This window comes from Phytoactinopolyspora halotolerans (assembly GCF_010550675.1).
Classification (GTDB): Bacteria; Actinomycetota; Actinomycetes; order Jiangellales; family Jiangellaceae; genus Phytoactinopolyspora; species Phytoactinopolyspora halotolerans.
Map to the genome: position 1 here is coordinate 122821 of NZ_JAAGOA010000015.1, position 22751 is coordinate 145571.

The 22751-nt window shown below is 67.5% G+C and carries 25 protein-coding genes; 17 read left to right on the plus strand and 8 right to left on the minus strand.

The features are described 5' to 3' along the window. The first annotated feature begins 26 nt into the window (after positions 1 to 26). A complete protein-coding gene (locus G1H10_RS20430) occupies positions 27 to 356 on the plus strand; it encodes a helix-turn-helix transcriptional regulator (RefSeq protein ID WP_163741193.1) in 330 nt (109 codons plus the stop codon). Here the strand turns inward: G1H10_RS20430 and G1H10_RS32480 are convergent. Beyond that, positions 279 to 995 (minus strand): permease prefix domain 1-containing protein, encoded by a 717-nt coding sequence (locus tag G1H10_RS32480; RefSeq protein WP_216853481.1) that lies wholly within the window; start codon positions 993 to 995, stop codon positions 279 to 281. The two genes, G1H10_RS20430 and G1H10_RS32480, sit on opposite strands and share 78 nt — an antisense overlap. Positions 996 to 1208: 213 nt before the next feature. Between G1H10_RS32480 and G1H10_RS20440 the strand changes: the two genes are divergently transcribed. From G1H10_RS20440 to G1H10_RS20455, 4 genes are all read left to right on the plus strand, one after another. Beyond that, positions 1209 to 4961, plus strand: coding sequence for a multifunctional oxoglutarate decarboxylase/oxoglutarate dehydrogenase thiamine pyrophosphate-binding subunit/dihydrolipoyllysine-residue succinyltransferase subunit (locus G1H10_RS20440; RefSeq protein ID WP_163741336.1), 3753 nt, complete (start codon positions 1209 to 1211; stop codon positions 4959 to 4961). 267 nt (positions 4962 to 5228) lie between these two features. Further along, positions 5229 to 5411, plus strand: coding sequence for a DUF6104 family protein (locus tag G1H10_RS20445; protein ID WP_163741195.1), 183 nt, complete (start codon positions 5229 to 5231; stop codon positions 5409 to 5411). A 119-nt stretch (positions 5412 to 5530) separates the two neighbouring features. Then, positions 5531 to 6160 carry a GDSL-type esterase/lipase family protein gene (locus G1H10_RS20450; RefSeq protein WP_163741197.1) on the plus strand — a complete coding sequence of 210 codons (630 nt, stop codon included), beginning with the start codon at positions 5531 to 5533 and terminating at the stop codon, positions 6158 to 6160. Beyond that, a complete protein-coding gene (locus G1H10_RS20455) occupies positions 6157 to 6909 on the plus strand; it encodes an AAA family ATPase (RefSeq protein WP_163741199.1) in 753 nt (250 codons plus the stop codon). The genes G1H10_RS20450 and G1H10_RS20455 overlap by 4 nt, the downstream gene beginning before the upstream one ends. Here the strand turns inward: G1H10_RS20455 and G1H10_RS20460 are convergent. Beyond that, complete coding sequence (locus tag G1H10_RS20460; RefSeq protein WP_163741202.1) at positions 6899 to 7864, minus strand: zinc-binding dehydrogenase; 966 nt, start codon at positions 7862 to 7864, stop codon at positions 6899 to 6901. The genes G1H10_RS20455 and G1H10_RS20460 overlap by 11 nt on opposite strands. A 94-nt stretch (positions 7865 to 7958) precedes the next feature. Next, positions 7959 to 9152 carry an NAD(P)-dependent malic enzyme gene (locus tag G1H10_RS20465; protein ID WP_163741204.1) on the minus strand — a complete coding sequence of 398 codons (1194 nt, stop codon included), beginning with the start codon at positions 9150 to 9152 and terminating at the stop codon, positions 7959 to 7961. Between the two features lie 269 nt (positions 9153 to 9421). Between G1H10_RS20465 and G1H10_RS20470 the strand changes: the two genes are divergently transcribed. The 7 genes from G1H10_RS20470 (at position 9422) to G1H10_RS20500 (ending at position 14696) form a co-directional block, all read left to right on the plus strand. Further along, a complete protein-coding gene (locus tag G1H10_RS20470; RefSeq protein ID WP_216853483.1) occupies positions 9422 to 10279 on the plus strand; it encodes a transporter substrate-binding domain-containing protein in 858 nt (285 codons plus the stop codon). 20 nt (positions 10280 to 10299) lie between these two features. Beyond that, positions 10300 to 11085, plus strand: coding sequence for an amino acid ABC transporter permease (locus G1H10_RS20475; RefSeq protein ID WP_163741206.1), 786 nt, complete (start codon positions 10300 to 10302; stop codon positions 11083 to 11085). Further along, positions 11082 to 11840, plus strand: a complete 759-nt coding sequence (locus G1H10_RS20480; RefSeq protein WP_163741208.1) for an amino acid ABC transporter ATP-binding protein — start codon at positions 11082 to 11084, stop codon at positions 11838 to 11840. Before G1H10_RS20475 ends, G1H10_RS20480 begins: the two co-directional genes overlap by 4 nt. 130 nt (positions 11841 to 11970) lie before the next feature. After that, complete coding sequence (locus G1H10_RS20485; RefSeq protein WP_163741209.1) at positions 11971 to 12357, plus strand: ATP-binding protein; 387 nt, start codon at positions 11971 to 11973, stop codon at positions 12355 to 12357. 6 nt (positions 12358 to 12363) lie between these two features. Then, a complete protein-coding gene (locus G1H10_RS20490; RefSeq protein WP_163741211.1) occupies positions 12364 to 13152 on the plus strand; it encodes an RNA polymerase sigma factor SigF in 789 nt (262 codons plus the stop codon). 20 nt (positions 13153 to 13172) lie between these two features. Beyond that, positions 13173 to 14096 (plus strand): diacylglycerol/lipid kinase family protein, encoded by a 924-nt coding sequence (locus G1H10_RS20495; protein ID WP_163741213.1) that lies wholly within the window; start codon positions 13173 to 13175, stop codon positions 14094 to 14096. 348 nt (positions 14097 to 14444) lie between these two features. Beyond that, positions 14445 to 14696 carry a WhiB family transcriptional regulator gene (locus G1H10_RS20500; protein WP_163741215.1) on the plus strand — a complete coding sequence of 84 codons (252 nt, stop codon included), beginning with the start codon at positions 14445 to 14447 and terminating at the stop codon, positions 14694 to 14696. Between the two features lie 18 nt (positions 14697 to 14714). Here G1H10_RS20500 and G1H10_RS20505 read toward each other — a convergent pair whose 3' ends face one another. Continuing rightward, positions 14715 to 16205, minus strand: a complete 1491-nt coding sequence (locus G1H10_RS20505; protein ID WP_163741217.1) for a GAF domain-containing sensor histidine kinase — start codon at positions 16203 to 16205, stop codon at positions 14715 to 14717. A 146-nt stretch (positions 16206 to 16351) separates the two neighbouring features. Here G1H10_RS20505 and G1H10_RS20510 point away from each other — a divergent pair, with 146 nt between their 5' ends. Beyond that, on the plus strand, positions 16352 to 17272 hold the full coding sequence (locus G1H10_RS20510) for a DUF2785 domain-containing protein (protein WP_216853485.1): 921 nt from the start codon (positions 16352 to 16354) through the stop codon (positions 17270 to 17272). Positions 17273 to 17291: 19 nt separating this feature from the next. On the opposite strand, the gene G1H10_RS20515 is transcribed toward G1H10_RS20510, so the two are convergent. Next, the gene (locus G1H10_RS20515; protein ID WP_163741219.1) at positions 17292 to 18263 is read right to left on the minus strand and encodes a helix-turn-helix domain-containing protein; all 972 of its coding nucleotides are present in this window, start codon (positions 18261 to 18263) and stop codon (positions 17292 to 17294) included. A 93-nt stretch (positions 18264 to 18356) separates the two neighbouring features. Between G1H10_RS20515 and G1H10_RS20520 the strand changes: the two genes are divergently transcribed. Then, a complete protein-coding gene (locus G1H10_RS20520; protein WP_163741220.1) occupies positions 18357 to 18521 on the plus strand; it encodes a hypothetical protein in 165 nt (54 codons plus the stop codon). A 54-nt stretch (positions 18522 to 18575) separates the two neighbouring features. Here the strand turns inward: G1H10_RS20520 and G1H10_RS20525 are convergent, their stop codons facing one another. After that, complete coding sequence (locus tag G1H10_RS20525) at positions 18576 to 18794, minus strand: biotin/lipoyl-binding carrier protein (RefSeq protein WP_163741222.1); 219 nt, start codon at positions 18792 to 18794, stop codon at positions 18576 to 18578. 119 nt (positions 18795 to 18913) lie between these two features. Here G1H10_RS20525 and G1H10_RS20530 point away from each other — a divergent pair, with 119 nt between their 5' ends. Both G1H10_RS20530 and G1H10_RS35095 read left to right on the plus strand, forming a co-directional pair. After that, complete coding sequence (locus tag G1H10_RS20530; RefSeq protein ID WP_163741224.1) at positions 18914 to 19726, plus strand: DUF5317 family protein; 813 nt, start codon at positions 18914 to 18916, stop codon at positions 19724 to 19726. Next, on the plus strand, positions 19719 to 19793 hold the full coding sequence (locus tag G1H10_RS35095; protein WP_376778647.1) for a 50S ribosomal protein bL37: 75 nt from the start codon (positions 19719 to 19721) through the stop codon (positions 19791 to 19793). The genes G1H10_RS20530 and G1H10_RS35095 overlap by 8 nt, the downstream gene beginning before the upstream one ends. 10 nt (positions 19794 to 19803) lie before the next feature. On the opposite strand, the gene G1H10_RS20535 is transcribed toward G1H10_RS35095, so the two are convergent. Further along, positions 19804 to 20610 (minus strand): NAD-dependent epimerase/dehydratase family protein, encoded by an 807-nt coding sequence (locus G1H10_RS20535; protein WP_163741225.1) that lies wholly within the window; start codon positions 20608 to 20610, stop codon positions 19804 to 19806. Between the two features lie 188 nt (positions 20611 to 20798). On the opposite strand from G1H10_RS20535, the gene G1H10_RS20540 reads away from it, so the two are divergent. After that, positions 20799 to 21401: a Uma2 family endonuclease gene (locus G1H10_RS20540; RefSeq protein WP_163741227.1), complete on the plus strand. Its 603-nt coding sequence runs from the start codon at positions 20799 to 20801 to the stop codon at positions 21399 to 21401. Positions 21402 to 21697: 296 nt separating this feature from the next. On the opposite strand, the gene G1H10_RS20545 is transcribed toward G1H10_RS20540, so the two are convergent. Then, positions 21698 to 22705: an AAA family ATPase gene (locus G1H10_RS20545; RefSeq protein WP_216853486.1), complete on the minus strand. Its 1008-nt coding sequence runs from the start codon at positions 22703 to 22705 to the stop codon at positions 21698 to 21700. Between the last annotated feature and the right edge of the window lie 46 nt (positions 22706 to 22751).

Below are 22751 nucleotides of genomic sequence, written 5' to 3' on the forward strand. Positions count from 1 at the left end.
ACATATGCGACCTGTAGACTGCCTACATGCAGGCCGACGCGCTCCGCGGACATCTGGACGGGATGATCCTGGCCGTCGTCGAGGACGCACCGCTGCACGGCTACGGCATCTGCGAAGTACTGCACCAGCAGAGCGACGGAGCGCTGGACGTCCCGACCGGAACGCTCTATCCGGCGCTGCGGCGCCTCGAACGGTTCGGCTACCTGCGCAGCAGTTGGGCGGTCGTCGGCGGGCGCAGACGCCGCACGTACGAGCTCACCGGATCCGGGCGGGCCGAGTTAGCCGCGCGGCAGCGGGAGTGGCGGGAACTCAGCGGCGTGGTCGGCAGGATTCTCGGGGTCCACCCGGCGTCGTGACGTCAGCCGCAGGCAACGGTAGGCCAGCCACACGCACCAGGACGTGGACACCACCGTCAGCCCGGTCATGGCGGCGATCTCCGGCCCCTGCCAGGCGGTGGGCGATTGCGGAGCGAGCAGGGTGAGCGCCCCGCCGGATCCCAACCCCAGGACCGCGTCGATCACCACCCCGATCGCCACCACCCGCACCGCCATACGGGTCTGCACCACCCGCGACCCGCGCCCCAGCACGAGCACGCCTAGCCCGGCCGCGAGCAGGACGACGATGTTCATGATGTCCACGGCCTGTGCGAACGTCAGGTAACCGGCGCTCGGCCGCGGCCAGTCCTGGGCTGCCGCCGCCGCACCCCAGGTGTGCTGCTCGAGCATGATCTGAGCGACCCCGAGCGTCGCCAGGACGGTCAGCAGGTATCGGCCGGTGGACGCCGCGAGCTCCTCGCGCAATCCGGCCGCGACGATCTCCACCGGGCCGAACTCCTGCACCGCCAGACGTTCCGCCGCACGCGGCGACGCGCCGGCGTCACGATGGGCGTCGGCGGCGTCCCGGAGACCGTCGCGCACCTCCCGCACCATGCTCATACGCAGCAGCACGGGTCCGCGCAGCTCGCGACGGAGCGCGGCGACGTATCGATCGATCACGGCAGGCGACCTCCGGGCGACGGCAGGTGTCTTCGCAGGTTAACGCCTGACCAACGACGGTTCCAGGTGTCGGCGCCGAGATCGGGGCCGGCTCAGGGAAGTCCCGGATACGCCGGGACGTGACCTAGACCACAGGAGCCGCCATGCGAGCGTCACGAACGGGGACTAACCTGTATGGGAGCAGCGGCGGATTCTTCAGACCGAAAGTAGGCGATCGCGACCGTGGCTCCCACCGGCCCGCCGACGGGGTTCGGACCGAACGACTGGCTCGTTGAAGAGCTGTACGCGAGCTGGCTCAAGGATCCTTCGAGTGTCGATCAACAATGGGCGGACTATTTCGCGTCCCATGCCGGTGAGGCCGGCCGTGCCGACGATTCCGGCGGCGGCCCGTCCGGCAACAACTCCACCTCCACAACCACGTCCACTCGCTCCACCACGAGGACCACCGTGACCCCACAGGCCGCGCCAGCCGGCTCCCGTCCCGCACCCCAGCCCAAGGAAACCGCCCGCGCCACCTCTGCCAGCCCGGCACCCCCGCCGCAGTCCGCGCATGACCGGCCGCAGGCGCCGGTGCGCAGCGCGCCGCAGGACGAATCGGGCGCAGAGGACGCGGCGACGGAAGAGGTCGTCCAGCTGCGCGGGGCACCGGCGCGCACCGCGACGAACATGGAGTCCAGCCTGGAGCTGCCGACCGCGACCAGCGTGCGAGCGGTGCCGGCCAAGCTGCTGGTGGACAACCGGATCGTCATCAACAATCATCTGGCCCGGTCCCGGGGCGGCAAGGTCTCGTTCACCCACATCATCGGTTTCGCGCTGGTCAAGGCGCTGAATCAGATGCCGGACATGAACTACTCCTACACCGAGACGGAAGCCGGCAAGCCCGCCTTGGTCAAGCCACCGCACGTCAACCTGGGCCTCGCCATCGACATGAAGAAGTCGGACGGGACCCGGCAGCTGCTGGTGCCGAGCATCAAGAAGGCGGAGACGCTCAACTTCGCCGAGTTCTGGTCCGCCTATGAAGACCTGATCCGTCGCGCCCGCGACGGCAAGCTCGCCATCGACGACTTCGTGGGCACCACGATCAGCCTGACCAACCCCGGAACGATCGGGACCGTGCACTCGGTACCGCGGCTGATGAAGGGTCAGGGCACCATCATCGGCGTCGGCGCCATGGAGTACCCGGCCGAGTACCAAGGGGCCGCGCCGGAGACGCTTGCCCGCATCGGTGTCTCCAAGACCATGACGCTCACCAGCACCTATGATCACCGGATCATCCAGGGTGCGCAGAGCGGGGAGTTCCTGCGGCTGATCCATCAGCTGCTGCTCGGCGAGCACGACTTCTACGACGAGATCTTCCGCGCGTTGCGGATCCCGTACGAACCGATCCGCTGGGCGACGGACGTCACCTCCAGCCACGAGGACGAGGTCAGCAAGCAGGCCCGGGTGCTGGAGCTCATCCACGCCTACCGGGTGCGCGGGCACCTCATGGCCGACACGGACCCGCTGGAGTACAAGCAGCGCAGCCACCCCGACCTGGATGTCACCACGCACGGCCTGACGCTGTGGGACCTGGATCGGGAGTTCGCCACCGGCTCGTTCGGCGGCAGCAAGCGGTTCATGCTGCTCCGGGACATCCTCGGCGTGCTGCGCAACGCGTACTGTCGCACCGTCGGTATCGAGTACATGCACATCCAGGAGCCGGAGCAGCGGCGCTGGATCCAGGCCCGGGTCGAGAAGCCGGTGGACCTGACGCCGCGCGAGGAGCAGCTGCGCATCCTGCTCAAGCTGAACCAGGCCGAGGCCTTCGAGTCATTCCTGCAGACCAAGTACGTCGGCCAGAAACGGTTCTCGCTGGAGGGCGGCGAGTCGCTGATCCCGATCCTGGACGAGGTGGTCGCCGCATCGGCCGAGTCCGGCCTGGACGAGGTCACCATCGGCATGGCGCACCGGGGCCGGCTGAACGTGCTGGCGAACATCGTCGGCAAGAGCTACGCCCAGATCTTCGGCGAGTTCCAGGGCAACATCAACCCGCGAAGTGTCCAGGGCTCCGGCGACGTCAAGTACCACCTCGGCGCGGACGGCGAGTACACGGCGCTGGACGGGTCGAAGATCAAGGTCTCGCTGAGCGCCAACCCGAGCCACCTGGAGGCGGTCAACCCCGTCCTGGAGGGCATCGCCCGCGCCAAGCAGGACATCCTGGACCGGGGCGAGGAGTTCCCGGTGCTGCCGATCCTCGTGCACGGGGACGCGGCGTTCGCCGGTCAAGGCGTCGTCGCCGAGACCCTCAACCTGTCCCAGTTGCGCGGCTACCGCACCGGAGGCACGGTGCACGTCGTCGTGAACAACCAGGTGGGCTACACCACCTCGCCCGAACAGTCGCGCTCGTCCACATACTGCACGGACGTCGCGCGCACGGTGCAGGCGCCGATCTTCCACGTCAACGGCGACGATCCCGAGGCCTGCGCCCGGGTCGCCCGGATGGCCTTCGACTTCCGGCAGGCGTTCAACAAGGACGTCGTCATCGACATGGTCTGCTACCGGCTGCGCGGCCACAACGAAGGCGACGACCCGAGCTACACGCAGCCGCTGATGTACGACCTGATCAAGGCCAAGCGCCCGGTGCGCAAGCTGTACACCGAGGCGCTGGTCGGCCGCGGGGACATCACCATCGAAGAGGCCGAGCAGGCGATGGCCGACTACCAGCAGCAGCTGGAGCGGGTGTTCGCCGAGACCCGGCAGGCGGAGATCGCCGCCGCGGCGCGGGTGCCCAGTTACCCGGAGAAGCCCGAGCCCGAGGGTGAGGTCGTCACGGCCGTTACGTCTGAGGTGCTCAAGCGGATCGCCGACGCACACCTCAACGTGCCGGACGGGTTCACGGTCCACCCGAAGGTGCTGCCACAGATCCAGCGACGAGCGGCGATGCTGACGGACGGCGGCATCGACTGGGCCACCGCCGAGATCACCGCGTTCGGCTCGCTGCTATTGGACGGGCGTCCGGTCCGGTTGGCGGGACAGGACAGCCGGCGCGGCACGTTCGTGCAGCGGTTCGCCGCCGTCGTGGACCGGCATACCGGTGAGCCCTGGATACCGCTCCAGAATCTGGACGAGCAGCAGGCCAAGTTCTACGTCTATGACTCGTTGCTCTCCGAGTTCGCCGCGATGGGCTTCGAGTACGGGTATTCGGTGGCCCGGCCGGAATCGCTGGTGCTGTGGGAGGCGCAGTTCGGGGACTTCGTCAACGGCGCCCAGACGATCATCGACGAATTCCTCACATCCGGTGAGGCCAAGTGGGGCCAGCGCTCCGGTGTCGTGTTGCTGCTCCCGCACGGCTACGAGGGGCAGGGCGCGGACCACTCGTCGGCCCGGATCGAGCGCTTCATGCTGATGGCCGCCGAGGAGGCGTTCCGGGTGGCGCAGCCGTCCACGCCGGCGTCGTACTTCCACCTGCTCCGGCTACACACGCTGGCGGCGCACCACAAGCCGCTGATCGTCTTCACCCCGAAGTCGATGTTGCGCAGCAAGCGGGCGATCTCCGAGCCCGATGACTTCACCGGGTCCACCACCTTCCGACCGGTTCTGGGCGACCCCGGCGACATCGATCCGAACAAGGTGGAACGGGTGCTGCTGTGCAGCGGCAAGATCACCTGGGAGTTGTTGAACACGCGGGAGAAGCGCTCGGACGACCGCACAGCCATCGTCCGGCTGGAGCAGCTCTACCCGCTGGCGACCGAGCAGATCAACGCGGAGCTCGCGGCGTACCCGAACCTGCGCGAGGTCCGCTGGGTGCAGGATGAGCCGGAGAACATGGGTCCCTGGCCGTTCCTGGCCCTGCATCTGCCGTCGCGGCTGCCGGACGGCCTGCCGTTGCACCATGTCACCCGGCCGGCCAGCACGTCGCCGGCGGTCGGATCGCCGAACCGGCACATCGAGGAGCAGAACGAGCTGCACGACGCGGCGTTCGCCTGACATCGTCATCCGGCACCGCCGGAATGTGACGCATGGGATGCGAGTTCAGGGCGCTATGACGCACTGAACTCGCATCTCATCATGACGGCTCCCGTCACGCGGCTCGGCGGTGCTCGCGTGACATGGCAGTGGGGCGCGTGGCAGGGTTCATGGTTGGCGCGGGCGCCGATACCGGCACCGGACGCGGCAGGATTATGTCAGAGTGAGCAGGATCGCCGCAGACAACGGCGTCGCGGCTACGTACGTACGGTCCCTCGGGAGCATTGCGTGTACTTCACCGACCGCGGAATCGAGGAGCTCGAGCAGCGCCGGGGTGACGAGCAGGTCACCCTCGGCTGGCTCGCCGAGCAGTTGCGTGACTTCGTCGACGAGAATCCGGAGTTCGAGACCGCCGTGGAGCGGCTGGCCACCTATCTGGCCCGGCTGGACGACGACGAGACGGACGACTGAGCGGTCGCCGCCTCCGTCGCCCCCGGCCCGGGGCGGTCGACGTGCCGTCCGCCACGGGCGCGGCGGGCATCACCGCCACGCCCCCGGCGGCGACGGATCACACGTGGGAGGATGGGGCGGTGCGTGACGTCAGGGTGTGCGTGTTCGGAGACTCTCTCGTGGCCGGCTTCGGCGACCCCAAGGCGCTCGGCTGGGTCGGGCGAGTGGCCGCGCGCACTCCGCCGTCCACCGGGCTCGAGCTGACCACGTACCAGCTGGGCGTCCGCCGGCAGACCACCGAGGAGGTGGTGCTCCGGATCCCGATGGAGTGTGCGCCCCGCTTCGCACACGGCGACGAGCATCGGATCGTCGTCGCGACCGGCGTGAACGATGCGAACCTCGGCGTCGATCCGGCACGGTCAGCCGCGGCCCTGCAGTTCGGGCTTGCGTCGATGGATGTGCCGGCTCTGGTGATCGGCCCCCCGCCGCTCGGTGACGCCGAGTTGCGCGCCCGCATTCATGACCTGGACGCCGCCTTCGCCGCGCTCTGCCAGAGCCGCGACGTGCCGTACATCTCGACGTACCACCCGCTCGCCGAGCACCACGCTTGGGACGAGGCTCGCGCCGAGGACGGCATCCACCCGAACCAGGCCGGCTACGGGCTGCTCGCCTACGTGATCCTGCACGAAGGCTGGTATCGATGGCTCGGCGTGGAGCCGCCTCCGGAGCCGGTGAAGAAGCGGCGGGGCGCGGCCGACGACGCGTCGTGAGCCCGGTCGATCGCCGGCCGGTACGACGGATCGAGTTCCGGCCGCCACCTGACCTGGAGGTCGACACGCGCGTGTGGCCGTGGAGTCTGCCGGCGGTCCGGCACCTGATCGACCACGGGTGGGAACTCCCGTCCGTCACCGTGCTGGTGGGTGAGAACGGCAGCGGCAAGTCGACACTGGTCGAGGGCGTCGGGCTCGCGTTCGGTTTCTCACCCGAGGGCGGCTCCGCGCACGCATCGCACTCGACCCGGCCGTCCGAGTCCGAGCTGCATCGAGCCATCCACATCGACCGCGGCATCGGGGCTCCACGCTGGGGCTTCTTTCTCCGCGCCGAAACGATGCACGGCTTCTTCAGCTACCTGGAGGAGAATCCCAACCCCTATGCGCGCCGGCGCGAACCGGCCTTCCACGAGATGAGCCACGGCGAATCCTTCCTGGAGGTGCTGAATACCCGGTTCGATTCGCCGGGCTTCTACTGCCTGGACGAACCGGAGTCGGCGCTGTCCTTCAGCGGATGCCTGGCCCTGGTCGGCGTGCTGCATCAGATCGCGACGGCAGGCGGCCAGGTCGTCGTCGCGACGCACTCGCCCATCGTGGCCTCCATCCCGGGAGCCACCATCCTGGAGGTCGGAGACTGGGGATTACGGGAGACCGCGTGGGAGGACCTGGACCTGGTGCGCAACTGGCGCTCGTTCCTCGATGCCCCCGAACGCTACCTTCGCCACGTCGTCGACGAGGCTAGTGCGTGAAGACGATCTTGCCGAAGACGTCGCCACGCGCCATCGCGGCGAAGCCGTCACGCGCCTCGGAGAGCGGCAGCGACCGGTCGATCAACGGGCGGACACCGGTGCGCTCGCAGAAGGCGAGCAGCCGGCCCAGCTCGTCGCGGGTGCCCATGGTGGAGCCGAGCACCCGCAGCTGAAGGAAGAACACCCGGTTCAGCTCCGTCTCCCCGGTCAGACCGGACGTCGCCCCGCAGATGACCACGGCGCCACCGGGCCGCAGGGAGCGCAATGAATGCTTCCACGTGGCGGCGCCGACCGTCTCCATGACCGCGTCGACCCGCTCCGGTAGCCGTTCGCCTGTGGGAAATACGCGGTCCGCTCCGAAGTCCCGGGTGCGCTCCGCCTTCTCCGGGTCGCGTGAGGTTACCCAGACCCGGATCCCGGCCGCCGACGCCAGCCGGATCAGGGCCGTCGCCACCCCTCCGCCGGCGCCTTGAACAAGGACCGTCTGTCCCGGCGTGACCTGCGCCTGGGTGAACAGCATGCGATACGCCGTCAGCCAGGCGGTCGGCAGGCACGCGGCCTCCTCGTAGGACAGCCCGGCCGGCTTCGGCACCAGGTTCCGCCGTGGCACCGCCACCTGTGCGGCGAACGTGCCCGGATGGCGCTCGGAGAGCAGCGAACGTCGCGGATCCAGTGTCTCGTCGCCCAGCCAGGCCGGGTCGGAGACGACCGCGTGCACCACGACGTCGTTGCCGTCCTGGTCGACCCCGGCGGCGTCGCACCCGAGGATCATCGGAAGCCGGCTCTCGTCCAGCCCCACGCCGCGCAGCGACCACACGTCGTGGTGGTTCAGCGACGAGGCTCGCACGTCGACCACGGTCCAGCCGTCCGGAACCGCGGGCTCCGGCCGTTCTCCCAGGGCGAGCCCGTTGAGCGGCTCGTCGGCATCGAAGCGTTCAGCGTATGCGGCGAACATGCTCCGACCCTACCGGCCACGTGATCGACGCCCGAACGTCTCGACATCGTCCCTGCGCACGCATGGACAATGTCGAGACTTCGGACGTGCGAGGTCAGATACGGGCCACGTTCTCGGCGCGCGCCGCCCCGGCGACGGCGTCGGCGACCGCGGGCGCCACGCGCGGGTCGAACGGGCCGGGAACGACGTAGTCCGCGGTGAGCTCGTCGCCGACGATCTCCGCCAGCGCCTCCGCCGCGGCCTGTTTCATTCCCTCGGAGATCCGGCTTGCCCGCACGTCCAGAGCGCCCCGGAAGATGCCCGGGAACGCCAGCACATTGTTGATCTGGTTCGGAAAGTCGCTCCGCCCCGTCGCGACGACCGCTGCGTGCCGGCGTGCGAGTGTCGGATGCACCTCGGGGTCCGGATTCGCCAGCGCGAAGACGATCGCCTCCGGCGCCATCCGGGCGACCGAACTCTCGTCCACCGTGCCGCCCGACACGCCGATGAAGACGTCCGCGCCGTCCAGGACGTCGTGCACGCTCCCACGACGCCGCTCCGGATTGGTCGCCTCGGCCATCTCGCGCTTGATCGGGCTCAGCCCCTCCCGGCCGGGGTGGATCGCGCCCTGCCGATCGGCGACCACCAGGTCGCGCGCTCCCATCGACAGCAGGATCCTCGCCACGGCGACGCCGGCGGCGCCCGCGCCGGAGACGACGACGCGGGTGTCGGAGAGCACACGGCCGGTCAACCGCAGCGCGTTCACCAGCGCGGCGGCCACGACGACGGCGGTCCCGTGCTGGTCGTCGTGGAAGACCGGGATATCGAGCCGCTCCTGCAGCCGGCGCTCGACCTCGAAGCAGCGGGGCGCGGAGATGTCCTCCAGATTGATCCCGCCGAACGTCGGCGCCATCCGGGCGACGGTCTCCACCAGCTCGTCGACGTCCCGGCAGTCCAGGCAAACCGGAACCGCGTCGACCTTGGCGAACTCCTTGAACAGCAGCGCTTTGCCCTCCATGACGGGAAGCGCGGCTTCGGGGCCGATGTCTCCCAACCCGAGCACGGCAGACCCGTCGGTCACCACGGCGACCGTGTTGCCCTTCCAGGTCAGCTCATTCACCAACGCCGGCGCGTCGGCGATCGCTGTGCACACCCGGGCCACGCCGGGCGTATACGCGAGAGACAGGTCCCCGGCGTCCCGGACGGGGACAGTGGACCGGACCTCGAGCTTGCCGCCTCGGTGCAACTCGACCGCGCGGTCGGTCAGCGTATCGGCATCAGGTTGGTGCGGGATGAGTTCGGCGACCATGGATGACCCCTTCTTCGGGCAGATGAGCAGAGTAGAGAGCTGGAAAGCCGGCGAACCTGGCGATACGTGATGCCGCGGCACAGGCATGACCGGCGACGGGGGTCACCCGCGAGAGTTGCATTCTGTCATGTCGCGTCCGATAGTGAAACCGGAAATCCGCCTGCATCTTTACCTGATCGTGGCCGGAAGATGACAGGATTGCCGCACAAAAGTGGCAAAATTCCTGCGACGCTACTGAGCAGTAGAACAACCGCACCCTGGGAGACCTTATGTCCACGCCATTCATGCGCCGGGCGATCCTCGGCGCCGCTGCCGCCGGCCTGTTGCTCCTCTCCGCCTGTGGCGACGACGATGAGCCGACCACCACGTCGAACGGTGAAGACACGCCTGCCGCCGATGGCGAGGGCGCACCGGCAAGCGAGGATCTCGAGCTCGTCTCCGACGGCACGCTCACCGTGTGCTCGGACGTCCCGTACCCGCCTTTCGAGATCGAGGACTCGGACGCACCGAGCGGCTACAGCGGATTCGATATCGACATCGTCCAAGCCATCGCCGACGGCCTCGGTTTGGAGCTGGTTGTGCAGGACGTCGGCTTCGACGCGCTGCAGAGTGGCACCGTACTCGCGGCCGGCCAATGCGATCTCGGAGCGTCAGCCATGACGATCACCGAGGAGCGCAAGGAGAACCTGGACTTCTCCGATCCCTACTACGACTCGCTGCAGTCACTCCTCGTCCCGGTGGATTCCGACATCGATTCACTTGACGATCTTGCCGGTCAGGCACTCGGCGTCCAGCAAGGCACCACAGGCAAGGCCTACGCCGAGGAGAACGCGCCGGAAGACACCGAGATCACCGACTTCCCGAGCGACGGAGAACTCTGGCCGGCCTTGCAGGCAGGCACCATCGCAGGCATCCTGCAGGACTTCCCGGTCAACGATGAGCACGCCACAGCGGACGAGGGATACCACATCGTCGAGACGTACGAGACCGACGAGCAGTACGGCTTCGCCTTCCCCAAGGACGAGAAGCCCGCGCTGCTGGCAGCGGTCAACGAGCAACTTCAGGAGCTCCGCGACAACGGTACGTATGACGAGATCTACAACACGTACTTCTCGACCGACTCCTAAGGCTCGGGGACACCTTCACAGTGCGCAGAACCACACGTAGAAGGCTCCGTAGGGGCATCCTCTACGCGATTTTCGTCGCTTTCGTGGCCCTGGTCGCTCTGGCAGCGGACTGGGGCCGGCTGCGCCAGCAGTTCCTCCAGATCGATATCGCGCGCGAGCAGTTCCCGGAGATCATCACGATCGCGGCGAAGAACACTCTGTTGTTCACCGTGGTCGCCTTCATCGGCGGCCTGATACTCGGCATCGTGCTGGCCCTGATGAAGCTGTCGACGATCGGTCCCTATCGCTGGTTGGCCACCGGCTATATCGAGCTATTCCGAGGCCTGCCGGCGCTGCTGACCATCTTCGCGATGGCCTACGTGCTGCCCATCGCGCTGGAGATACGGGTACCTTTCGGTCAGGTCGGCGCCGGACTCGTCGGACTCATCTTGGTCGCCGGCGCCTACATGGCCGAGACGATCAGAGCGGGGATCCAAGGCGTTCCCAAGGGACAGGCCGAGGCCGCACGCTCGCTTGGCATGTCCCCGTCGTGGACGATGGTATCCGTCATCCTTCCGCAGGCGTTCCGGATCATCGTGCCTCCCTTGACGAACGAATTCGTCCTGCTGATCAAGGATACGTCGCTGCTGTTCATCGCCGGCTCGACGATTCAGACCAAGGAGCTGACGACGTTCACTCGCGATGCCCAGTCGGTGTACTTCAACGGCACTCCGTTGTTGATGGCCGCGATGCTCTACCTGTTTATCACGATCCCGCTCACCCGGCTCGTGGCTGTGCTCGAGCGACGGATGGCGAGGTCACGATGACCGAGTTCCCTACCCCTCCGACGGACGTCCCCGCCATCGAGGTGGTCGACCTGTACAAGAGGTTCGGCGAGCTCGAGGTGCTCAAGGGCGTGAGCCTCACCGTCAAGGCCGGCCAGGTGGTGTGCGTGATCGGGCCCAGCGGTTCCGGCAAGTCGACGCTGCTGCGCTGTGTGAACCGGCTCGAGGAGCCGACGGCGGGTCAGTTGCGGGTGGAGGGGATCGACATCCTCGACCCCGAGATCGACGTGGATAAGGTGCGCACCCGGATCGGCATGGTGTTCCAGCAGTTCAACCTGTTCCCGCACCTGTCCGTCCTGCGCAACCTCACCCTCGCGCAGCGGCGCGTACTGGGACGCGGAAAGGAGGAAGCCGCCGAGGTCGCCCGGCAGAACCTGGAGCGGGTGGGCCTGCTGGACAAGGCCGACGCATATCCGGCGCATCTGTCCGGCGGGCAGCAACAACGCGCCGCCATCGCTCGGTCGCTTTCGATGAATCCGGACATGATGCTGTTCGATGAGCCGACGTCGGCGCTGGATCCCGAGCTCGTCGGCGACGTGCTCGACGTCATGCGCAACCTTGCCGGCAGCGGCATGACCATGATGGTGGTCACCCATGAGATGGGCTTCGCCCGTGAGGTCGGCGACGACCTGGTGTTCATGGACGACGGCATGATCGTCGAGGAGGGCAACCCGCGCGACGTGCTCGCCAACCCCCGCCACACGCGCACCCAGTCGTTCCTCTCCAAGGTGCTGTGAGCACCGGCATAGGTCGTTGACGGGAACGGACTCCGGGCGAGGTAGCCTGAGGCCCACCGCGTTGAAGTTGCGCCTTCATGTGGATGTGACAGGCTGTCGGGCGGATGGATCTTTCGCGTCAGGAGGCCAGGTGAGCGAACCGCAAGCCGCCACAGGAGATCTTGTGGAGCTGAGCGTGCCCGCGTCGAGCGCGTACCTTGCGGTGTTGCGCACCACGTCGGCGGGCCTAGGTGCGCGCCTTGGGCTTACGCTGGACGATATCGAGGATCTCCGGATCGCTGTGGACGAGGCCTGCGCGATGCTGCTTCCCATCGCCGAACCCGGCGCCAACCTGCAATGCCGCTTCGAGCTGCAGAACGATGCGCTCGAGGTGCACGTGTCGGTCGCCGCCTCCCGCTCAGAGCTACCCGGCCCGGACAGCTTCGCCTGGACGGTCCTGTCGGCGCTGGCCGGAGACGTGCGCTCGTCGGCGACCGGCGACGGAGTCGTCATCATGCTGCGCAAGGAGCGGGGCTGACCGGCGGTGGAGCAGACCACCATCGACCGCGACGAGAGCCGGGAGCTGCTGTTCAAGCTCGCCGGCCTCGGTCCAGACGACCCGGAGCGCCTGCAGACGCGGAATCGGCTCACCACCTTGCATCTGCCGCTCGCCGAGCACCTGGCCCGGCGATTCTCCGGGCGCGGGGAACCGTACGAGGATCTGGTCCAGGTGGCGACGATCGGTCTGATCAAGTCGCTCGACCGCTATGATCCGCGGCGCGGCGTCGAGTTCTCCACCTACGCCACGCCGACGATCCTCGGCGAGATCAAACGGTGGTTCCGGGACAAGGGCTGGGCCGTGCGCGTGCCGCGGCGGCTGCAGGAGCTACGCCTGTCGATCAGCTCCGTCACCACGGAGCTCACCCACGCGCTCGGCAGATCGCCGACGGTCAGCGAGCTGGCGGCGGCGCTGAACATCGGCGAGGACGCGGTCTTGGAGGCGTTGGAGTCGGCGACGGCGTACAGCGCGGTGTCCCTGGACGCCCCCGAACCGGGGCTGGATCAGGACGGTGCCGCGCCGCTGGAGGCGATCGGCCACGAAGACAAGGCCCTGGAGGGCGTGGAGAACCGGGAGGCGGTCAGCCGGATCCTGGCCGGGCTGCCCGACCGGGAGCGCCGGATCATCGTGCTCCGCTTCTTCCGGGGCATGACCCAGTCGCAGATCGCCGACGAACTCGGGATCTCCCAGATGCACGTCTCGCGGCTCCTATCACGCACGCTGGCGCATCTGCGCCGCACCCTCACCGCAGACCCCGGCGAGCCGTCGCAGTAGTCCGCCTTAAAGTGGTGCATATGCGAGCACTTGTCGTGGTCAACCCCAACGCTACGACCACGTCGGAGCGCACTCGCGATGTGCTGCTGTCAGCCCTGGGCAACGACATGGACCTCGACGTGGTCGCGACCACTCACCGAGACCATGCGACGGACCTCGGCCGCCAGGCGCGGGAGAAGCGGTTCGAGCTCGTCGTCGCCGTCGGCGGTGACGGCACCATCAACGAACTGGTCAACGGCGTGCTGGACGGCGGCGGCGACGGCGACTTGCCGGACCTCGCCATCGTGCCGGGCGGCAGCACCAACGTTCTCGCCCGCAATCTGGGCATACCAGAGAATCCGGTGGAGGCGACCGGCCTGTTGCTGGACGCACTCCGCACCGGCCGGCGGCATCCGCTCGGACTCGGTCGCCTGGACCAGCGCTACTTCACTTTCGCCGCCGGCTTCGGGCTGGACGCCGACGTTATCCGCGCGGTCGAGGAGGCGCGCACGGCGGGACGCAAAGCCACCCCCGCGCTGTACGTGCGCACAGCACTGCGCCGGTATTTCGCGCAGCGGAACCGCCGTCACGGCAGCATCACCTTGGAGGCTCCCGGCATCGACCCGGTCACCGGCGTGGCCGTGGCCATCATCAGCAACTGCTCGCCCTGGACCTACCTGGGCAACCTGCCGTTGCGGCCGACGCCGCAGGCCGATTTCAATGCCGGCCTGGACGTCTTCGGGCTGACCAGTCTCGGCCTCCTGCCGACACTGTCGTCGGTTGCACAGATGGCGACCCGGCACAACGGCACCCGCGGCCGACGGGTGGTCACGCTGCACAACCAGGCCACACTCACACTGCGATCACCGGTTCCGTTGCCTGCCCAGGTCGACGGGGACTACATCGGCGAACGCGAGACCATCACGCTGACATCGATCCCGGACGCCGTCCGCGTGGCATTTTGAGCGCGCAACGTCTGGCGCTGAGGCGCTCCCGAGGCACGAGCGAGAGCGTAGGCTTATGTCCGCTTTTGCCATGATTCGTGCGGTTATTGTGACGGACGCTACATGAACTTTGATGAGACGGAACACACAAAGCCCTTGTACACGCGTCACGAACTTGTCACCCTTGTACTGCCACATGGTTACCGGCATGCGAAAGACGTGGGCCGGGTAGTCATTGTGGTGAACTGAGACTCCCCCCTGGCTGACAGCCGGGCGGAGGTTGTCGACAGTTCGTGAATGAATTCACGTAATGCCACGCATCGGACAGAAACGCTGTCAGATGCCATCATACGAGGAGCTGTGAGACCCATGGACTGGCGCCACCGTGCCGCCTGTCGCGACGAGGACCCGGAGCTGTTCTTCCCGATCGGGAACACCGGGCCTGCGTTGCTGCAGATCGAGGAAGCCAAGGCGGTCTGCCGACGGTGCAACGTCCGCGAGGAGTGCCTGCGCTGGGCGCTCGAGAGCGGACAGGATGCCGGCGTATGGGGCGGGCTGTCCGAAGATGAGCGTCGCGCTCTGAAGCGTCGCAACGCCCGCGCCCGTGCCCGCGCGTACTGACCACGACCACCGAGAACGCTAGCCACTGACGTTCATCTGCCCGCGCTGATCCGGCGCGGGCAGGTCTAGTGTGACCCGCGTCCCGCCACCCGGCCGGTCGCTGATCTCGATCGTCCCGCCTAGCTCACCCACAACCAGCGTCCGAACGATCTGCAGCCCCAGATTGCCGGACGTGTCGGGCACGAATCCGGCCGGCAGCCCCACGCCGTCGTCCTCGACAACGATCCTCAGCCGCCCGGCCAGCCGGCTGGCGGCCAGTTCGACCAGCCCCGGGCGGCCCTCGAGACCGTGCTCGACGGCATTCTGCAAGATCTCGGTCAGCGCCATCGCCAGCGGCGTCGCGATGTTGGCCGACAGCACGCCGAACGAGCCGCTGCGCTTGCCGCGCGCCGTGGGTTCCGCCGTCGCGACCTCGCCGACCATGGCCAGCAGTCGGTCCGCGACGTCGTCGAAGTCGACCGTGTCGTCGACGGTCTGCGAGAGTGTCTCGTGTACGACGGCGATCGTGCCGACCCGGCGCACCGCCTCCACCAGCGCCGCACGCCCCTCGGGGGCATCGATCCGGCGGGCCTGCAGCCGCAACAGCGCAGCGACGGTCTGCAGGTTGTTCTTCACCCGGTGGTGGATCTCCCGGATGGTGGCGTCCTTCGTCAGCAGTTCACGCTCGCGCCGCCGCACCTCGGTGACGTCCCGGCAGAGGATGAGCGCACCCGTGTATCGCCCACCCGGATCGAGCGGGATGGTCCGCACCGTCATCACGGTGCCGTTGCCCTCGATCTCGGTGCGGACGTGTTGCCGCCCCGCGATCAGCGCGTCCAGCGACTCGTCGACCGCACCCTCCCGCGGCGCCAGTGCCGCCGTCGCCTTACCGAAGTGCTGTCCGACCAGGTCGGCCGTCAGCCCCAGCCGCCGGTACACCGACATCGCGTTCGGGCTCGCATAACGGACGATCCCGTCGGCGTCGACCCGGACGAACCCATCGCCGACGCGCGGCGCGCCCCGCCGGCCCATATCGGTCCGGCGGGCATGCGGAAACCGGCCCTCCACGATCAGCTTGGCCAGATCGCCGGCGGACTCCAGGTACGCAAGTTCGAGCCGGCTCGGAGTCCGGACCGAGACCAGGTTGGTGTGCCGGCCGATCACGGCGATGATCCGATCGCGTCGCCGCACCGGGATCAGCTCCACCCGCACGGGCACGTCGTCCCACCATTCCGGGTCGCCCTCACGCTTGATCGCGCCCTCGGCGTAGGCGGCGTCGATCAACGGCTTTCGCCCCTTGGGCAGGAACGTGCCGACCAGATCTTCGACGTATGCCGTGGGGCCAGTGGTCGGGCGCATCTGCGCGACCGCCCAGTACCCGGTGTCCTCGCGATCGGGCACCCACAGCACCAGATCGGCGAACGACAGATCCGCCATCATCTGCCAGTCTGCAACCAGCGAGTGCAACCACTCCAGCTCGGCTTCGGTCAGATCGGTATGGCTATGGACGACATCGTTCAACGACGGCACGCCACGAGCGTACCTCCCACGCGTGCGCCGACCCTTCCTCGCGTCCCCCGGCCGGGCGGGCGTCAAGTCCCCGCGGACCGGCGTTATCGATCTGAAGCCGGACCTCCCCTCGTCAAGATGAGGGTGGATCTGGGAAGATTCTGTCCGTGCAGAGGTCGTCGTACTGGGAACGGGTCGTCGCCGAGGGCTACCGCGTACCCCAGGGCGAAGCGCTCGATGAATTGACCACCGAACTCGTCGCCATGCTGGGTGAACGAGACCCGCATGTCCGGGAGGACATCGCGTATTCGGTACTGCACACCTGGATCTCCGAGGGCGTCTATGATCACCTGCTCGGCGGACTGGGCGATGGGCTCGCCTATGGGCTGCGGGACAGCGGAGGCGCCGACGATCTCCAGGCCGTGCTGCGGCGGTCCTATTCCGCGCTGACCCTGGGCGCCGTCGTCGCTCGTGACAACCTGATCTACAGCCTGTCCCCCACCGTCGTGCTCACCTGGGCGGATTACGCCGTCGCATGGTTTCTTTCCGAGAAGGACCTGCGCGGCTGGGTTCCGGAGGTGGGGTGGGTGCACGCCATCACCCATGGCGCGGATCTGATCGCGACGTTGACCGCTTCCCGCCATCTCGGCACCGACGAACTCACCGTGCTGCTGGATGTGATCGCCGAGCGTCTGCTGAAGCCCGCTGATCGCCGCTTCGACGGCCTGGAGGATCAGCGGCTGGCGTTCGCGACGATGTCCCTGCTCCACCGCGACCTGGTGCCGACCGAGACCCTGGAGGCGTGGCTGGAACGGCTGGCCGAGCGCATCGCCGATTCCGAGCCGCCGACCAGCCCGGAGTCGCCGAACCGGGCCAACATCACGGCGTATCTGCGGGCCCTGCATCTTCAGCTGCTCCTCGGGGTGCACGGAACACCGGCCCAAGATGCCTCGGCCACGCCCCACACGCCGCCGGCGGCTCGCTCAGATCTGCTGATCGCGCTGCAGAACGCACTGCGGGCCGGCTCCCCCTGGCTGTACCGGCAGGCCGTTCCGCTCTCCCCACCCCCTCCGCGACCGACGCGCTGAGCTGCCCGGGCAGCATGGCTCAGCCGGTTCGATACCGGAATGTCGCCCGATAGGCATGCGGAGTGGTGCCGAGACGGCGTCCGAAGTGGTGCCGTAGCGCAGCTGCGGTGCCGAATCCGGTGGCGGAGGCGATCGCGTCGATGGTGTCGTCGCCGCGTTCCAGCATCCGTTGGGCAGCGGCCACCCGGCGTCCGAGCAGCCAGTCGTACGGGGTGGTGCCGGTCTCGGCGCGGAAGCGGCGGGCGAAGGTCCGCGGCGACATGGCCGCCATCGCCGCCAGACCGTCGATGGTCATCTCCTCCGCCAGGTGCACTTCCATGTAGTCGAGTACACCAGCGAGCGTCTGCGCAGGCGTCGGACGTACCGGAGCCTCCACGAACTGAGCCTGTCCCCCGTCGCGGTGCGGTGGCACGACCATCCGGCGGGCCACCGTGCTGGCTGCCTCGGCGCCGAACTCCTTGCGCCACAGGTGCAGGCATGCGTCCAGGCCGGCCGCCGTGCCCGCACTGGTGATCACCGGGTCCTCGTCCACGTAGAGCACGTCGGGATCGACTTTGGCGGCGGGGAAGCGCTCGGCCAGTTCATCGGCGTACAGCCAATGCGTCGTGCACCGCCGGCCGTCCAACAGGCCGGCATGCCCCAGCACGAACGCGCCGGAGCAGACCGAGAGCACCCGCGCTCCGCGATCGACCGCGTCCCGTAAGGCGGACAGCACCCTTTCCGCGAACACTTCCGGGTAGACGTCCATGAGGTTTCTCGGCACGGCCGGAATGCCGATCAGATCGGCTTCCCGCAACGGGCTCAAGTCATGCGGCACCATCAGGTCGAACCCCATCGAGGTCCGCACCGGACCAGGCTCGGCGGCGCAGACCTTGAAGTCGAAAGACGGCAGGCCCTGTGCGGATCGGTCGATACCGAAACTCTCACAGAGCACACCCAGCTCGAACGGCGCGACGCCATCGAAGGCCACGACCGCGACTTTTCGCAGCATTCGCCCATTCTGTCAGGAAGTTGGCAGGAAGTCGATGCCTGATGACTGTCCTGCCACTGTTGGCAGGATCATGATGAGAGAAGACTTACTGCCATGCCTCAACTCGTCGTCCTTCTCGCACTACTGATCGTTGCCCTCGCCTGGCTGATCCGCCAGGCGCGCAACGACGGCGGGCCTCGTCCCGCACCGCGGCGGCACCAGGATGAGTGGTCCTCCGACCTTCCCAGCCACCCCTACACCCACAAGATCCAGCCCTGATCCGAAGAGATCATCAACCGCCGGCCGCGACCATGGCGGGCCACCGGTCGGTGATCACGAGGAGAGTACGACGAGAATGTCCCCCTCCTGGACGACGTCCCCTGCGGCCACCTTCACGTCGGTCACCACACCGCCGCTCTCGGCCAGAACCGGAATCTCCATCTTCATCGATTCCAGGATGAGCAGAGTGCCGCCGGCGTCGATACGGTCGCCCTCGGACACCACCACGGAATGCACGTTCGCCACCATCTCGGCGGCCACCTGCTCAACCACGTGACGTTCTCCTTACGTTGATCCGAGCGGCGATGTTCACCCTACGCTGCGCCTCTCGCGCCTCGACGTCGTCGCCGTACGGGCGTGGCAACCACAAGATGCCACCTATTGCGGCCAGTATGAATAACGTGGTCCTCATTGTGCTCGCACTGGCAGCCGGCCTCACCGTCGGCTACGTCAAGGGCGGGCGCCTGCGCCGGTTGGCCGAGCCGCCGCCGGCGCGCAACCGTTTGCTCCTGACCGCGCTCGGCCTCTACGTCATCGCGGTCTTCGCGAGCTGGGCCTGGGAGACGGCCCTGGCCCTGCTGTCCGGCCTGGCGTGGCTGGTGGTGGCGTTCTACGCATGGGTGAACCGATGGGCTCCCGGCGCCAGACTGATCGCGCTCGGCATCTGCGCCAACGCATTGGTCCTCATCGTCAACGGTGCTGTGCCGGTCGCCGAGACGGCGGCCGCCCGGGCCGGAGCCGAGACCGCGACGGCCGACACCGAGAATGCCGAACCGGCCGACGATTCCACCCGCCTGAGCTGGCTGGGCAAGAACATCCCGATCGCGTTTCCGCCGCGCCCCGAGGTGGCCAGCCCAGGCGACCTCGCCATCGCCGCAGGGCTCGCCACCTTCCTCGCCACCGGGATGCTCGGACACCGCCCGCTCAGCAACGCGCTACCCGACCGGCGCCGCGCCCGGTACCCGGAGGATCAGGCGGACGAGCCGGAACCGATCGATGATCAACCAGCGGACACCACGGACACGGACGGGCCCGTCCACACCACGGCCCACGACGCCGCCACCGGCCAGGCCACCCGCGCCAGCAGCACACATGGGCGAGTCCAGCACATCCATGCGACAATGAGGCGCCGGGAGAAGGGCGATATCGCCCCCACCCAGCATTCTGAACGCAGTGGAAACGACCTAAGGAGTGGTCATGGGTAAGCGGGCGCGCAAGCGCAAGGGCCGCAAGAAGAACGCCGCCAACCACGGCAAGCGCCCCAACGCGTGACACATCGCAGCTAGCGAGCTACGCCGGATCGCGGGCCGAGGCACATGCCACCGGCCCCATCCGGCAGCTCCGCTGCATACTCCTCCGAATCGCACGCCGGCTCGTACCCGAGTTCTCGCCTCGCGTTGTCGATGCTGTACCTCGCCCGAGTGTTGGCCGAAACCCCGAAGTACGTGCCGTATGCGACGTTCGCCGTGAGCGCGGAACGGACGAGCCGCTGAAGATCATCCGGCGCTAGCCAGCCGGGCAGAGCACCAGTGTCCTTCGGGCTCGGCTGACACGCACCGAGCCGGAGCGCCACGACGCTGACATCGCTCGTCCCGGCGGTCACGTATCCGTACGCCTCCGCGAAGGCCTTCGTCGCGCCGTAGGCACAGCACGGACGCGCCGGCCACGACGGGTCGACGAGATCGGCGTCGATGAACCCACGATCCCCCAGCCCGCCGACGTCGAGACCGTCGTCACCGCGTACATAGCCACCCATCGCGTGCACCGAGCTGGCCAGAACGACCTTATGCGCGCCCACGTCGCGCGCCGCGTCAAGTACCTGCACAGCGCCGTCCAGATTGGGTCCGCGCAGCGCGGACCACTCGGCCCGCGGGTTCGGATTCGCCGCCAGGTGGACGACGGCATCGACACCCTCCACGGCCGAACGGACGAAATCGGGATCCGTGAGGTCACCGACTGCCGTCTGTGCACCCTGCCATCCGGAAACCTCGCGCACGTCGACGGCGCGAACGTCATATCCATCCAGGCCGGGCGCGAGCATACGGGCGACGCCGCCGGCCGCCCCGGTGACGAGAAGACGAGAGATCACGCCCCCATCATCACACCCTGCGCGACGCCCTCCATCTCCAGCGTTGCGCCTGCGATGCCTGTCCCCACGTGTGATCCGTCCATAGCAAAGACCCCTGGTCGACTGGGCCGAGAACCGTACGCACCGGATTTGTTCCGTGTACTCGTTGCCGTACATGGGATAGTGTCGGTGAACGAGGAGGTTATGTAGTGAGTGCTCTTCCCGCGCCGCAGGACTCGCCGGGGCTGGTGGGACCCGATCGGTTGCTCACTGTCGACGAGTATGCCGCTCTGGGCGAGGTCGAGTCTGGCTACACGGAGTTGATCGAGGGCCGGATCATGATGTCGCCTAGCCCCACGCCGATGCACAACATCGCATCATTCGAGTTGGCTGCACAGCTGAAGCGCCAGCTGCCGAGCCACCTGCGTGTGGTTCAGGACGTCGACCTCGACCTCGAATTTGTTGCATCTGATCATCCGGGTTTCTCTCGGCGACCAGATCTCGTCGTCATCGAACGAGAAGCAGTCGATCGCGTGGCGCGTGAGGGTGGCATGCTTCGGGCGTCCGAGGTTGCCGTCGTGATCGAGATCGCTTCCCCTGGCTCCCGTCGCATCGATTACCGGGATAAGCACGGAGAGTACGCCGACGCAGGTATTCGACACTACTGGATCGTCGATCTCCGCGACCCGGTATCGGTCGTCGCCTGCCACCTCGCCGGTGAGTTCGGCTACCAGAACGCTCCCGACGTGACCGGGGTGTTCGAGGCCACCGAACCCTTCAACGTGCGCCTGGACCTCGACAAGTTGCGCTAGTCAGCTACCTGATTTGATCATGGAGTCATCGCCGCGCCGACATTCAGGAGATGTCAACCAACACGTACATATCGAATGTGAGCGTTCGTTAACACCGATCGCACGGTCGACGGGTACGACGATGTGTTCGGCTACGCGGCCAGCCTCGAGGCGTGTGACTGTTACGGACCGCGACGCCGAAGTACCGGACGACCCGGGCGTGGAACGGCGACACCTCCTAGCCGCGGTTCGCCCAGGAGAGGGCAACCGGTGACACGACGACGAACTCGTCGTGCGCCGTCGTCGAACCAAGCGCATCATTCGCCCCGGTACAGGCGATTCAGATCGATGAGCTGTACGGACTCGTCCGCAGCAGCGCGGCGGTGAAGATCCCCGGTGAAGCCGTGGCCGCTGAAGCAGAGCAGGCGCATGGTCGCAGCAGCACCATGCCTGGTACGCAGCAGATCTCGGAGATGTTCCAGCCGCTGGAGATGCTCGGCACCCATGGTCTCGTGCCACGTGGCTTCTCCGATCGCCTGCAGCACCTCACGCCCGTCGTCGTCCCGCCCGAACGCGGCTACATCGACGTCGTGGGTCGTGTGGGCCGACGGATCGTTGACGGTGCCGCTCGCCACTCGCGACACATAACCGCCGCACGTCTCGGCCGAGGCATACCAGCGGACCCATTCCCTGCACAGCCGTTCTAAGTGCGGACCGACGACCTGGGCCAGGAAGACGTGCTTCGCCCGCTGCCACACCGCCGGCGCACGGCTCGGCCGTTCAAGGTCACCCCATACCGGACGCATGATCGCGTGGTAGAAGGTGATCAGCGGCTCGGCGATGTGGAACGTCGCACGGTTCTTGCGAAAGGCATCGACTTCATGGATCACCATGCCGATGTCCTCGAGCACGCCGAGAGAGTGCGCAAGATCCGTGGATCTCCTACCCAGATAGTTGGCGATGCCACCACGCGTGGCGTTGCCGTCCGCGATGGCGCCGAGAACCCAATGATAGAGCGCCGTGTCCCGCAGATCGGGTTCTTCCGCCAAGAGATAGCGAGCTTCCCGGAACAGCGGACGTGCCGCGTTCAACACGGCACGCACCGCCCAGGCATCGAAATCGCCCGGACCGGCAGGTACGTCGTCCTGGACGAACTCTCGCCGGTACGCCGGTGTCCCTCCCACAATCGCATTCGTCAACACGGCTGTATGCGCGTCGTCGATTCCCCAGAACTCAGCGGCGAGCCGGAAGTCCAGCGTCGGGACCACGAGCGCTAGCCCCGCACGCCCACGCAACGGCGCGTTTCCGGCCAGCAGACTCCCCATGAAGGACAAAGGCTGATCCGCACAGCAGGAGGCGGACGGCGCTGTT